Origin of the sequence: Rhodococcus sp. 1168, assembly GCF_002091955.1 — a bacterium.
In the GTDB taxonomy this organism is placed as follows: domain Bacteria; phylum Actinomycetota; class Actinomycetes; order Mycobacteriales; family Mycobacteriaceae; genus Rhodococcoides.
The window spans coordinates 1-12,460 of record NZ_MKKY01000056.1 but is presented as its reverse complement, the minus strand read 5'-3'; the positions used below and the strand labels follow the sequence as shown (position 1 = coordinate 12,460).

Annotated in this window: 11 protein-coding genes and 1 pseudogene; 10 read left to right on the top strand and 2 right to left on the bottom strand. The window is 62.4% G+C overall.

The window, feature by feature from the left end:
- The first annotated feature begins 285 nt into the window (after positions 1-285).
- The 4 genes from BJI47_RS24615 (at position 286) to BJI47_RS23740 (ending at position 4,886) form a co-directional block, all read left to right on the top strand.
- The gene (locus BJI47_RS24615) at positions 286-795 is read left to right on the top strand and encodes an IS110 family transposase (protein ID WP_254900519.1); all 510 of its coding nucleotides are present in this window, start codon (positions 286-288) and stop codon (positions 793-795) included.
- 15 nt (positions 796-810) lie between these two features.
- A complete protein-coding gene (locus BJI47_RS24610) occupies positions 811-1,527 on the top strand; it encodes a transposase (RefSeq protein WP_254900527.1) in 717 nt (238 codons plus the stop codon).
- Positions 1,528-1,621: 94 nt separating this feature from the next.
- Complete coding sequence (locus BJI47_RS11075; RefSeq protein WP_254900526.1) at positions 1,622-4,672, top strand: Tn3 family transposase; 3,051 nt, start codon at positions 1,622-1,624, stop codon at positions 4,670-4,672.
- Positions 4,665-4,886, top strand: a complete 222-nt coding sequence (locus BJI47_RS23740; RefSeq protein ID WP_125458716.1) for a hypothetical protein — start codon at positions 4,665-4,667, stop codon at positions 4,884-4,886. The genes BJI47_RS11075 and BJI47_RS23740 overlap by 8 nt, the downstream gene beginning before the upstream one ends.
- Here the strand turns inward: BJI47_RS23740 and BJI47_RS11070 are convergent.
- The gene (locus BJI47_RS11070; protein WP_088943787.1) at positions 4,874-5,776 is read right to left on the bottom strand and encodes an alpha/beta fold hydrolase; all 903 of its coding nucleotides are present in this window, start codon (positions 5,774-5,776) and stop codon (positions 4,874-4,876) included. The two genes, BJI47_RS23740 and BJI47_RS11070, sit on opposite strands and share 13 nt — an antisense overlap.
- 35 nt (positions 5,777-5,811) lie before the next feature.
- On the opposite strand from BJI47_RS11070, the gene BJI47_RS11065 reads away from it, so the two are divergent.
- Complete coding sequence (locus tag BJI47_RS11065; RefSeq protein ID WP_088943786.1) at positions 5,812-6,339, top strand: helix-turn-helix domain-containing protein; 528 nt, start codon at positions 5,812-5,814, stop codon at positions 6,337-6,339.
- A gap of 71 nt (positions 6,340-6,410) precedes the next feature.
- On the opposite strand, the gene BJI47_RS11060 is transcribed toward BJI47_RS11065, so the two are convergent.
- Positions 6,411-7,331 carry a tyrosine-type recombinase/integrase gene (locus tag BJI47_RS11060; RefSeq protein WP_088943785.1) on the bottom strand — a complete coding sequence of 307 codons (921 nt, stop codon included), beginning with the start codon at positions 7,329-7,331 and terminating at the stop codon, positions 6,411-6,413.
- 454 nt (positions 7,332-7,785) lie between these two features.
- Between BJI47_RS11060 and BJI47_RS24605 the strand changes: the two are divergent.
- The 5 genes and pseudogenes from BJI47_RS24605 to BJI47_RS11035 form a co-directional block, all read left to right on the top strand.
- Positions 7,786-7,926 (top strand): annotated as a pseudogene (locus BJI47_RS24605) (integrase); the annotation flags it as partial.
- A 64-nt stretch (positions 7,927-7,990) separates the two neighbouring features.
- Positions 7,991-9,106 (top strand): CBASS cGAMP-activated phospholipase, encoded by a 1,116-nt coding sequence (locus tag BJI47_RS11050; protein ID WP_088943784.1) that lies wholly within the window; start codon positions 7,991-7,993, stop codon positions 9,104-9,106.
- Positions 9,103-10,119 carry a cyclic GMP-AMP synthase DncV-like nucleotidyltransferase gene (locus tag BJI47_RS11045; protein ID WP_088943783.1) on the top strand — a complete coding sequence of 339 codons (1,017 nt, stop codon included), beginning with the start codon at positions 9,103-9,105 and terminating at the stop codon, positions 10,117-10,119. The genes BJI47_RS11050 and BJI47_RS11045 overlap by 4 nt, the downstream gene beginning before the upstream one ends.
- An 11-nt stretch (positions 10,120-10,130) precedes the next feature.
- Positions 10,131-10,898: a hypothetical protein gene (locus BJI47_RS11040; RefSeq protein ID WP_217808532.1), complete on the top strand. Its 768-nt coding sequence runs from the start codon at positions 10,131-10,133 to the stop codon at positions 10,896-10,898.
- Positions 10,899-11,002: 104 nt separating this feature from the next.
- Positions 11,003-12,426 (top strand): IS3 family transposase gene (locus BJI47_RS11035; protein WP_254900348.1). Its coding sequence is split into 2 segments (ribosomal slippage): positions 11,003-11,330 and positions 11,330-12,426, totalling 1,425 coding nucleotides; the frame shifts between segments, so codons are not numbered across the junction.
- Positions 12,427-12,460 lie beyond the last annotated feature (34 nt).

The following is a 12,460-nucleotide window of genomic DNA, read 5'->3' as shown; positions in this document are numbered from 1 at the left end:
TAATGGGGTGGTCGGCATCGATTGCGACACGAAAAGGCGACTGGCAGGTGGTCACTGAGATTTTACCGACCGGGGCGCAGGCTGAGGTGGTGAGCTGCTGGAAGGTGATCACTACCAAGATTGAACGGACCGCACCCGAAGGTCTGAATGTAGACGGTGGCCCTGCCAGTCGTCCGAGGTACGTGATCGGCTTGTGAGATGCCGCGCCACAGAGCGCTGTCCATTAGGTTGCCGCACCACCTCGAGCTCACAAGGAAGGAAACCGACCAACGGGAGGAGTGATCCATGGGATTGACCGTCGGGATCGACTGGGCCGAGATCCATCACGACGTCGCCATCATGAACACCGACGGAGCGGTGATCGCGCGGGCGAGGATCGACACCGGTGCAACCGGATTCATCGAACTACTCAACCTGATCGCATCACACGGCGGCACCGCGGAGGATTCCCCAGTTGCCATCGAGACCGACAAGAACCTGCTCGTCGTTGCCCTCGCAGACGCCGGGTTCATCGTCTATCCGATCAATCCGCGTGCCGTCGCGCGGTACCGCGAACGGCACGGGCAAGCAGGCGGCAAGTCCGATCCCGGCGATGCTGCGATTCTGGCGAACATCTTGCGCACCGACCGCGATGCGCACCGAACTCTCCCCGCAACTACTGAGCATGCCCGCGCGATCAAGGCACTCGCCCGGCAACATCAGGAAGCGCTATGGGCACTGCACCAAACCCTGAGCCGGCTGCGATCTGTGTTCCTGGAATTCTATCCTGCAGCACTGCAAGCATTTCCGAACTAGAAACACAAAGCGACAGTGGTCGTTCTCGGTGCAGTACCCACGCCGACCGCTGGCCGCGATTTGACGAAACGGCGCCTCGTTGCTCTGCTACATCGGGCGGGACGACGCAACGACGAGAAGCTGGTCGATCAGATTCTGGCTGATCTGCATGCGCCGGCGCTGACGCAACCACGTGAGGTCGAGGATGCGCTCGGACACGCAGTGACCGGTCTGCTCGGCATCGTCGCCGCGATGCACACAGCGGTGGATGCGCTCGAGAAAGAGCTCGGCGAAGTCTTCGATACCCATCCGATGGCGCCCCTCCTCAGATCCGTTCCAGGTCTGGGTACGGTACTGAGTGGCCGCATACTCGCCGAGATCGGCGACGACGCAGAACGATTCACCACGCCCGCCGGATTGCGCGCATTCGCCGGAACTGCACCGATCACCCGTGCATCAGGCCGATCGCACTACGTTAAAGCTCGCAAAGTCCGGAACAAACGACTCGGCGACGCCTGCCACTGGTGGGCATTCTCCATCCTGACGAAATCACCGGGTGCTCGGGCACACTACGACAAACGTCGAGCTATGGGAGAGCGCCACAACGCCGCTCTCCGCAACCTCGCGAACAAGTTGCTCGGACGGCTGTGGTGGTGCCTGAAACACAACGAAACCTGGGACGACGATCGCGCCTGGACCACCAATGCCGCGCCTGCGGACCCCCTGATAATCGGGGGGGTGAGGGCCAGATGACCGAAATCCGGCGCTAAGCAAAATGAGGCTTGGCCTGCTGCTGATTTCTGGATCTGGCTGCGCTGCTGGGCTGTCGGTGGTTTGATGTCGGGCTGTGCGTGATGAGGGTGCGGTCGTGGAGTACGGCCGGTTCGGTGTGTTGTCGAGGGTGGAGCTGGAGCGGTTTTTCCATCTGGATGATGAAGACCATCGGCTGATCGCGGCACGTCGGCGGGATTACAACCGGCTCGGGTTCGCGATTCAGTTGGTGACGGTCCGATATCTGGGGATGTTCCTGCCCGATCCACTCGACGTTCCCACCGAACTGGTCGACTACCTGGCCTCCCAGCTTGAGATCGCCGATCCGGCCTGCGTGAAGACCTACACCGACCGGGAGAAGACGAAGCTTGAGCACGCTTGGGAGATCCAGCGTGAGTACGGGCTGATCTCGTTCGCCGATATCGAGACCGAGCTGCTGGCATGGATCACCGATCAAGCGTGGATGACCGGCGACGGCCCGAAAGCGCTGACCGCGGGCGCGGTGGTCTGGCTGCGCGAGCACAACGCCCTGCTGCCGGGGGCCACGACTCTGGAACGCCTCGTCACCGAGGGCAAGCAGGTCGCCGATCAGCGGCTGTGGACGCATCTTTCGAGTCAGCTCGCAGGCGGCGAGTCCGGAACCTTGTTGGGGCTGTTGGACACTCGCGAAGACGGCCGCCGTAAGGTGGTCGAACTTGAGCGGCTGCGTAAAGGCGCGTTCACTCCATCCTCGCGCGGCATGGCCAACGCGCTGGCACGGGTCCGTGATCTGAATGCTGTCGTCCCAGAGTCGGTCGATGTGTCCGAGGTGCCGCCGCGGCGGTTGATCGCACTGGCCTCTCACGGCCTGAATGGCAAGACATCGCATCTGCGGCGGATGAAATCGCAGCGAGACCGGCTGCTCGCGCTGTTGACAGCGACGGTGCTCACGTTGCGCGCCAAAGCGGTCGATGACGCACTTGAGCTGTTCGACCTGCTGATGGTCACCGATCTGATCGCCAAGGCCGACCGCCAGTCCAAGGACGAGAAGCTGCGACGTTACCCGCGGGTGACGCGCAATGCCGGGAAACTCGCCCGCGCTGTGCGGGTGCTGCTGGAAATGTCGGAGACCGAGCCGGAGCTGTCGCTTGCGTTGGTGTGGGATCCGATCGAGAACACTGTGTCCAAGGCGGAGTTGCGGGCGGCGTTGGCCTCGATCGATGAGCTGGTGCCCCAAGCGGATCCGGAGTTCGACTCTCAGCGCCTCGAAGAGCTGGCGGGCCGGTTCTCTACGGTCCGGGCGTTCCTTCCGCCGATGATGCGCACGATCGATTTCGGTGCCACCGGCGAAACCAAACCCGTGCTGAGTGCGATGCACACCCTCGCTGACATGATCTCCCCGCAACGCACTCGTGGGCTGTCCGCGCGCTGGTTGGATGCGCGCCGCATCGATCACGACCTGGTGAGTGGTGGCTGGCAGCGCTTGGTTTACCCGTCGGAGCGGCCGGAAGAGACGGTCGATCGGGCTTCGTACACGTTGTGTGTGCTCGAGCAGTTCCACCGGCATCTGAAGTACCGCAACATCTTCGCCGAGCACTCCTCGAAGTGGCGCGACCCGCGAGCGCATCTGCTGTCGGGCATGGCATGGGAATCGGCCCGCGATACCGGCATGAACGCGCTCGGACTGCCGGATAACCCCAACCCGATGCTCGCCGAACTCGCGAAGGGCCTCGACGCATCGTATCGGGACTTGGCGGCGCGCCTGGGTGATGATGCTCCGGCGAGCGTAGATGAGGATGGAAAGCTGCACGTGGCCGCGTTGAGCGCGGTGCCTGATCCTCCGTCGCTCACCGATTTGCGTCGGCGGGCGGCGGCGATGATGCCGCGAGTGGATCTACCGGAGCAGGTCCTTGAGGTGATGTCGTGGCATCCGGAGTTCGCCGAAGCGTTCACCCATGTTGCGGGTAGCAACGCCCGCGTCGCCGATCTCGGGGTATCGGTGGCGGCCGTGCTGTGCGCCCATTCGATGAATGTGGGGTTCGCCCCGGTGGTTTCACCGGGTGCCGAGGCGCTGACCCGGGATCGGCTGCACCACGTCGACCAGCACTACATTCGCCCCGACACCATGGCTACCGCCAACACGGTACTGGTCAAAGCCCAAGCGTCCGTGCCGCTGGCGCAGTTGTGGGGCGGCGGCCTGGTCGCCAGCGTCGATGGCATGCGATTCGTCGTCCCGGTCCGCACCATCCACGCCCGCCCCAACCGAAAATACTTCGGCCCGAAAAGGGGCACAACCTGGTTGAACATGCTCAACGATCAAGCGGCCGGTCTGAACGCGATGATCGTGTCGGGCACCCCGCGCGACTCTCTCAACGCCGTCGATGTGATCCTGCGCCAACCCGCGGGCAGCACGGTGCCCGAGGACATCATCACCGATACCGGATCCTACTCCGACATCGTCTTCGGAATCCTGCACTTATTGGGCCGGAAGTATCGGCCGCAGCTGGCGAACCTGCCCGATCAACGGTTGTGGCGCATCGAACCGGCCGCCGATTACGGGCCCCTGAACACCGCGGCGCGGGGCCGAATCGACTTGGGCAAGATCAGCGCGCATTGGGAGGACATGTGCCGGGTCGCGGTGTCGATGAACCGTGGTGAGGTGTCCGCGCACGAGGTCACCCGCATGATCTCCCGTGACGGCAATCCCACGTCGCTGGGTCATGCCATCGCGCACTACGGGCGGATCTTCAAAACCCTGCACATTCTGCGCCTGGCCGACGACGAACCCTACCGGCGCGAAGCCAAGGCCCAAGCCAACCTCATCGAGGGTCGCCACGACCTGGGCCGCACCATCTTCCACGGCCACAAGGGCGAGATCACCCGCGCCTACCTCGACGGCATGGAAGACCAGCTGTCGGCGCTGGGCCTGATCTTGAACTGCGTGGTGCTGTGGAACACCGTCTATCTGGACCGCGCCCTCGACGAGCTGCGCGCCCAGGACTACCCGGTGCACGATGAGGACGCCACCCGTCTGTCGGCGTTCATGCGTAGGCACATCCGCCTGGCGGGCCACTACAGCTTCCAATTACCTGAGCTGACCGGCGGGCACCGGCCGTTGCGGGATCCGGACGCGGCCGATGATGACTGATGCACCCGCCGCAGCCTGCTACCGGCCGGCGGGACCCACGCCCGCCCGCGCGGTCGAAGAGCCGGGCACCTCGCCCGCCTGGATCTTGCGACGATCTCAGCGCAGCGAGACTGCCAAGCGCATCGAACTGGCCCCGGGCCGGCTGGGGCAACTGGTCCAGGCCCGGCCGGTCAACGCTTTGACAGCTGTCCGTCCAGATCCTCAGCGTTGCTGATGATTCGGCATCACGGGTGCGACGGCGGCGGCAATGACGTCTGGGCGGACCATGGGGAGGTTCGCGTGCGACGCGTTCGGCACCGTGATGCGTTCCACGCGCGAGTGCTTTCGAGCGATGCTGTCGTAAAGCCGCTCGCTTCCTTCGATCTGCTGCCCTAGGAGTTCCTCGGGAACGAATAGGCGTTGCTGGGCGTCTGTGCCGGTCGCACTGATGATGTGGATCGGAACTTCGGGCAGGGAACCTCCTTGCCGAAGCTCCTCGAGTAGTTGCGTCGCGTTCAAGCCCTCTTGAAACCCGACGGGGAACCGTTCGGCGCTCATATGACGATCGAGAACCACTTCGCCGATCTCGGTCGGAAATCCGCGGAAAGCGGTTTCCATCGCGGTCTGTATCTGGTCGATTGCTTCCGCCGGAAGCTCGGGCAGCTGTGGGTTGTCCGTGGCGGCTGCCTGCCCGAACTGGAGTTCGGGCGGCATGAAGTCGTCCCAGTCCTGGTGTAGCGGATCGATAAGCACCAGTCGGGCAACGCGATCGGGAAAACGTTGTGCGAAGCGTTGCGCGTATGCGCCCCCGAGGGAGTGACCGACCAGCGCCACGGTCGACTCGACCCCCAGGGCGGAGAGCAGGTCGACGATCTCGTCGGTGACTTCGTCCAGGGTGCGGGGAAGTGCAACATCCTCGCTCCATCCAGTGCCCGCACGGTCATAGAGGATCGGGGTGGAGTGCTCTTTGATCAGGTCATACACCCGGTAGTAGTCCAGTCCGAAACTGCCTGCGCCCGGGAGGAAGAGAACTGGATCGCCTGTGGACCCGGCGTGCAGTGTCCACAGAGTCCGTGCACCAACTCCGACACGATCACCCAAAGGCCACGCGATTGATCTCGACATACGAGAACGGTATCACTGTATGAGACCATTGACGTATGGAGCTTGTGGAAGTTCTTCGTAACCCAGTGCGGATCCGCATCATCAATACCGTCATGGACGGCCGCGAGTTCACGGCCGCTTCATTGCTGGATTGGCTACCCGACGTTTCGCGGCCGACGCTATATCGCCAGCTCACGGTGCTGCTCGACGCCGGGATACTGGTCGTGCATCGCGAAGAGCGGCGCCGCGGGGCGGTCCAACGGACTTACCGATTCAAGTCCGGTGGCGCAAAGATGCCACGCACAGAGATGGCCGCACTGACCACCGATGATCATCAATCCCTGTTCGCAGCAGCGATGAGCGTGTTGGCGTCGAGCTTTCAGCACTACCTGCGAACAGCCGGTGCAGAACCCTACCGCGACAGCGTGTCCTACATTCAGCTGCCTGTTTGGCTCACCGACGACGAACGCACCCACCTCGTGGCACAGCTCGAGACAGTCCTCAAGTCGGCCGCCTCGAACCCATCGGAAGATGGCCGCCGCAAGTACCTCATCAGCCCGATCTTCTTTCCCATCCCCGACTGATGCAATCGATGCCGACCTCATCGGTTGTCGTGGGTGTCGGGATCCCGAGATGCCGGACGGAGCTTCGTAAGCTACCGCCGCCTGCGGGCGGCGGGATCGGTGCCTGCCTGCCACCTGATGAGGGCCTCCGCAGAAGGTCGGGCGTATTTGCCGAGGGAACGGACCGAGGTGTGCCCACTCATGCGCATCAGCATCGGCGTCGACGCCCCGTCTTCGGCGGCGTGTGTGAGCTTCGAATGGCGGAGTTGATGCAGTGTGAACGGCCCCCGCACGAAGCCGGCGGTGTGCTGATCGAACAGCTCGCCCGCCCGCCGGTACGACAAACGCGCCCGCAACGTCGACGGGTCGATATCCTCTACGACCACACCGGGTTTCGCCTTGCGATCGGTCAGGAACACCGGCCCCTTTCTCCGGCCGGCAAGCAGACGCGGCAGCAACCGCGCGGTGCCGCTCTGCCAGGCGATGACATCCTTCGCCCCGCCCTTACGGGTCACCGTGGCACACCGGTTCGCTGTATCCATGTCCGCGATATCGAGCCCCAGCAGCTCTTCGGCGCGGGCAGCGGTCTCGTACAGCATCGTCCACAGCACCTTCTCCCGCAGCGCCACATCCGCCACAAGTAACCGGCCCACCTCGTCACGGGTCATCGCCCGAGAGTGATCCGCAGGCACCCGCCGCAGAACCATCCGCACAAGCGGGTCCCCGACCAGCCACTCCTGGTTGCGCCAGTATTCACACGCACCGCGCAGGGAGGCGAGCCGGACGTTGAACGTCTGCGCCGAGGAGTTGCCCCACTTGAAGGTGAACCAACCACCGACCCGGTCGGCGTCCAGCAGTGCCACATCGGAATCGGCACCGAAGTCGCGCACGAGCTGCCGCAAGGCGATGCCATACCCGCGCCGGGTATTGAGACTCGAGATCGTGGAGAGGTACAGCTCGACCGCATCCGCCAGTCGCACCCCCCTTATCGGTAGCGCCCGCACCTGTCCCATGATCGTCCTTCCGTCCGTCAACCCGAACCTGGTGGTGCTATCGCAGATAATTTACGGAGTCGCCCTGTCCATTGAGGTGTGTAGCGCCTGGTCGACTTCAAGGTTACCGCAGATAATAGGCGATTATCTGCGGTAACTCCTTAGCGCCGGATTTCGCAGAAATGGGCTGACCCCATCGCGCACAGCCACCGAAACAGGTTGTGGCACAACATATACAGCTCAAATCGGGACGGTGTCAGTGATGCTGCGATGCGGGAGGCCCCGAAATGCAGCGGGGACCTCCCTCGACCGGTGCCCCGAAGGGATGACGAGACCCCCTGCCTCAACGGAATCGAACCACTGGCCCACCGACAGGGTCGTTTCTACGTTCACCACTCGAATGGCTGCCATCTCCTCGCTGGCCAGTCGATATTCTGCCTAGCGCCGGATTCCGGCCATCTGGCCCTCAACCCCCGTTACGCAGGGCACCCGCAACGGTGCCGTCGGATCCGCCATCGCCAGGCAGACCGGCCACGCCAGCCTCGACGCCGTCGAGGTGTACCGCCGCGAACACGCGCCGCTGATCGGAAACGCAGTCATCGGCATCGGGCTGTAACGCCTTTCGAGGGTGCCGCTCCGCGACCCCGGTCACTGTCGGTAGGTACGAGTAGCCTAACTACATGGCTGTAGTTTCTGCAGACCCGGCAGACCCCGGAAATGACTCACCGTCCGGGCAGCTAGACGTGCGCCACCCTCTGCACCCACAAGCGTCCCCGTCGAACGATCCCTCTGACGAACTCCCCGAACGCTTCCAGATTCTGGCCCTTGATGGTGGTGGCGCGAAGGCACTGTTCACCGCGCACGTACTTGCCCGGTTGGAAGAGGACCTCGGCGTCAATATTACTGATTCCTTCGACCTGATCGCGGGAACATCTGCCGGCGGCATCGTCGCGCTCGGCCTCGGTGCCGGCTTGAAGCCGCGTGAGATCGCGGAGAGCTACGAGCAGTTGGTGGGTGCAGTGTTCCCTGCAACACGACGCCGCCTGTGGCGGCGGCCGCGCCAACTGACTGCTCCCGTCTACGAGGCCAAGGTGCTGAGACAGGCACTGACAGAGGTACTTGGTGACCGACGACTCGGCGAAAGCACCAAGCGACTGATCATTCCTGCTTGGGATGTTCAGCGAGGCGCGGTGCACATCTTCAAGACGCCTCACCATCCGCGTCTGCGTCGCGACAATCGGCTCTCGATGGTGGACGTTGCAATGGCGACAAGCGCAGCGCCCACTTTTTTCGCGGCCGCGCACGTCGACGGGCAACGGCTCATCGACGGCGGCGTCTGGGCCAACAACCCCTCGGTCGTGGCAATCAGCGAGGCGGTGAGCATGCTCGACGTGCCACTGAGTTCGATCCGAGTGCTCAATGTAGGTGCGGTCGACCAGCGGACGAATCACCCTGAGCGACTTGGCACCGGCGGCTGGCTCAACTGGGCCAAACCAGCAGTCGACCTGATGGTTTCGGCATCAAGTAGGGGTGCGCAGGGGACCGCAATGCATCTCATCGGTGCCGGTAGTTTTGTGCGCTTCGATGCAGTAATGCCTGGCCGACTGTTTACGCTCGATCGGGCTGACCCCGGGGCTCTCGCGGGCCTGGCAGCTGGGGAGAGCCGCGCGCTCAGCCCCCACTTCACAGAACGATTTGCCGATCACCATGTCAGGCCGTACACACAAACATCTCCGCCGCGCAGCGACCAACCGGTCGAACCCGGCACTTCGACGACGCCTGGAGGCCCATCGTGAAGCACACCGACTACTTCAAGAACTTTCTTGAAAACACCGTCAACCTCCCTCAGCCGAAAGTCGATCTACTCAGCGCCAGGGTTGAGTCAATTTACAACTGTCTGAAGGCCAACCCTGAGGCGAAAGCACTGATCAAAAAGAAGATACCCCAGGGGTCCTGGCCTCAGCGCACAATTATTAAGCCGGTCAACGGCAACGCGTTCGACGGTGACTTCATGATCCAGATGGTGGAAGAGCCCGACTGGGCCGACAATCTCAAGAAGTACGGCGACACAATTTACAACGTGCTGCACAACACCTCGCCCTACAAAGACATGCCGCACGGTCGCAAGTGCCGCTGCGTCTACGTCAACTACGCCGAAAACGCGATGCACGTCGACATTGTCCCCTTCGTGCTGCACGCCGACGGCACTCAATGGATCATCAACCGCGACGACAACACATGGGAACGCACGGACACCGACGGATTCACCAGTTGGATGAAGAAACAAGACGGCATCGCGAACAAGCGCCTGCGCGAAGTCATCCGGATCATGAAGTTTCTGCGCGACCATAAAAACTCATGGACTGGAACAAGATCGATCCTGCTGACCACCTTGCTGGGTGAGCGAGTCGAGGAATGGCACAAAATAGTTGATAGTGGCTATTACAGCGATCTCCCGACAGCTCTTCTACACATAGTGTCCGACCTCGATGCCTACCTCCAACAATATCCACTCAAGCCGATCATCACGGACCCGTCAGGCTCTGGCACATCGTTCGACCACCGTTGGACCCAAGAGACGTACTCGCACTTCCGAAATCGCATCAATGTTCACGCCGCTGAAATCAAGAATGCCTACGAGGAGACCGACTTCGACGAAAGTGTGAAGAAATGGCAAGCGCTATTTGGTGACGGGTTCAAGGCACCAGCCGGTTCTCAGTCCTCGGCAGCTGGCAAGTTCAGCACCGTCGCAAGCACTGCCACCGCCTCTTCGCTGTCGACCGTCAAGCACTCAGGCCGCGCTGGGTGAGTACAAGACGCATGAGCGACTGGCACACAAAGGTTCTCAGCGACCTCGCTGCCTTCGGTGCTGCGTTCCCAGGCGAAGTCGAGTTGATCGGCAAGCCACGTCACAGTAGCGGCGACATGCACCTCCGCATACGCGTCCTAACCGGGGGACTTAAACACGAGGTGGGTGGGCTCCCGCTCCGCCGCTACGAAGAGTTCCGCATCGTCGTAGGACCGTCCGACGTATCTCCACCTCAAGTCCAGGTCGACCACCTTCGATTTCTTAACCATGCTCACGTGCTTCTCGGCACCCGGTTGTGTCTGTATCTCGATCCTTCTCGGGAGTGGGACCCAGTCAACGGCTTTGGCGGCTTGATCGACAGACTCATGGCATGGCTAAGCGACGCGGCCGCGGGGCGCTTCGACGCTCAGACCGCGCTCTACCACGCAGTCGGTGGCGTACTGCACGCGACAGACGGCGACCCAACCGTTGTCGTACGAAGGTCGATCCCCTCAGGCCGGCTCGTCCGGAACGGCTGGCTCATCGAGCGATCTCGCCAGCGCTACGACCTCGTCCTAGACCGCAACCACACACGACACGAGCCTTCACCCGACTCAGCTCAGCACGTACCGATTCTGCGACTGGATGCCGCGCTACCTTTGGGTGCCGGAACAACGCTTCTAACCTTGCTATGTCTCATCGAAGACCCCTACGCAGGACATCAGGCACCCGGTGAGGCCTTCACCATCAGACGCTCCCAGACCGGGCTTGCCCGTCCCCTGCGTGCCAGGGTGAGGTGAGTCCAGTGGTTCATAGCAACCCGGCCTGATGCAGGGCGAGATACGGATCGACACACACCATGGCCATCACCACCAAGACGCCGGTCAGCGGCGACAATGAACGCATGGATTCAGCGCATCCGAGAGCAGACGGACCACGACGGCGACGGGCGTTCACCGCGGCGGAGAAAATCGAACACGTGCGTGCTTACGAGCAAGCCTGCCAGAGCGGCGACGGCGGGGCATACCTACGCCGCGAGGGACTGTATTCGTCGTTGATCAGCGAATGGCGCAAACACCGCGACGCCGGTGTTCTCGTCGGCAAAAAGCCCGGCGAGAAGGTCGGCAAGCTTACCGCCGAGCAAGCCGAGATCGCCCGCCTCACCCGTGAATTGAACCGCGCGAACAAGCGACTGAACACCACCGAAGCCGCACTGGATATCATGGGAAAAGCACACGCGCTCTTGGAATCTCTCTCCGAGAGCGCGGATTTCGACGAGAAGAACAACAAGCGATGACCACTGCGTACACCACACTGACCGGCATCGGAATTAGCTCCCGCGAGGGCAGCGTTCTCACCGGTCTGCACCGATCGACGGCGACACGTCGAAGTGCCGCAGCTACAGCACCGACACCGCCGGTGCCGCAGGAACCAGCGGCGGAGCCGGTCAACAAAGTCACCACCAGCGAACGGCGACGTATTCTCGGCGTCCTCAACTGCGACCGGTTCGTCGACCTCGCACCGCTACAGATCTACGCCCAACTCCTCGACGAGGGCATCTACCTGTGTTCGGTGTCGACGATGTATCGAGTGTTGCGCGAGAACAGACAGGTCAGCGATCGACGGCGACTCGCTCGGCACCCGGCCAGGGCATGCCCAGAGTTGGTCGCGACCGCGCCGCGGCAGGTGTACTCCTGGGATATCACCAAACTGGCCGGCCCGGTGAAAGGGCAGTACTTCGATGCGTACGTGATGATCGACATCTACTCCCGCTACATCGTCGGAGTGCACGTTCATAGTCATGAATCCGGTGTGCTGGCAAAGGAATTGATGGAACAGATCTTCGCGGTCCATGGCGTCCCGCACGTCGTGCATGCCGATCGCGGTACCTCGATGACCAGTAAAACCGTCGCGACACTCCTCGCGGATCTCGAGGTCACCCGAAGCCACTCCCGGCCTCGGGTATCGAACGACAATCCGTACTCGGAGTCGTTGTTCAAAACTTTGAAATACGGCCCCGGCTTCCCGGATCGGTTCCGATCACTGAGCGAGGCAAGGGAATTCATGGATATCTTCACCGATGGGTACAACCACGAACATCGCCACACCGGTATCGGACTGCACACTCCCGCCGATGTCCACTACGGCTTGGCTGCACGCAAGGCAGCCGAACGCCGTCTCGTTCTCGACGCCGCCCGCGCTGCACATCCGCATCGCTTCGGCAGCACTGCCGCACCGAAAATCCTCGACCTCCCAGACACCGCGTGGATCAACAAACCAGCAGAAACAACTGACACCGATCAAGAGCACGATTCGATAGCGGCGTAACACCCACTGGACTCATCCACCTTGACAAATTCCG